The organism is Aquitalea sp. ASV11, assembly GCF_016429185.1.
GTDB lineage: Bacteria > Pseudomonadota > Gammaproteobacteria > Burkholderiales > Chromobacteriaceae > Aquitalea > Aquitalea pelogenes.
The window spans coordinates 1-920 of sequence record NZ_JAELUD010000150.1; the positions used below are offsets into that span (position 1 = coordinate 1).

Here is a 920-nt window from a genome sequence, read left to right on the forward strand (position 1 = left end):
GTTAATTGCTGTAATTATTGGCGTTGTTTTAGGTAGAAATTTCTCAAAATATTTACCTGATATATTTATGGAATTTTTTGATTCTTGGAGGTATTTGTTTCTATGTATTGGCGCTATGATTGAAATATCTTGATTTAATTTTTTTAATTCAGATGCAACCGATACGAAGTAACGGGAAATCCCCCCGTATTTTTGTTGCATAAAAATTTTGTGATCAAAAATTATTTTCATTTTGATGAAGAATTGCGGTGGTCTAGTAACGTTTTTGATTTCAGTTTTCTAGTGAATAGCCATGGTGCATTTAGTGCAATTTTTTTCATTATGTTCCACATGCCATTTGAAATGGGATGTTCTGATAAAAAGTGGTATCGCTGTCCATCTGATATTAAATGCTTATTAAATTTATTTGCAATATATTGTAAGGTCTCAATTTTGTAGAATCCAATGTGCTGGCCATGTTCACCTCCATAGTACCACCAGTCCCTTTGCTCGGGAATTGGAGTTGGTATCAATTCTGTTGATATCAAAATATTTGGTGCGACATTAAGAATGCTATCGATCTCTTTGCATGGGTATACAAAATGTTCAAATACTTCAAATGCCGTCACAAGAGAAGCATTTTCATTTTTGAATTCAAAGCCCTTTGCAAAAAGATTGGCGCAATATGGATCATACCATCGCGCATCAATGCCATAATCTCTTAAGTGTCGTACCAGAAGACCATAGCCTCCAGCATAGTCGACAACTAATTCATCTTGCTTTCCGAGAGCATGAAGCGTTGCAATAGTAATTTTTGCATTTGCTGTATTTCTGACTAATATCTGTCTCTTATACACATCTGACGCTGCCGACGAACAGTAAGATGTGGGGTTGGGGGTGGGGGGGGGGGGGGTGGAGAGGGGGGGGGGGGGGGGGGGGGG

At 38.2% G+C, this 920-nt stretch carries 1 protein-coding gene; it reads right to left on the minus strand.

The features are described from left to right. Positions 1–227: 227 nt before the first annotated feature. Entirely contained in the window at positions 228–836 is a 609-nt protein-coding gene (locus JHD62_RS21375; RefSeq protein WP_199104572.1) for a class I SAM-dependent methyltransferase, read from the minus strand. Between the last annotated feature and the right edge of the window lie 84 nt (positions 837–920).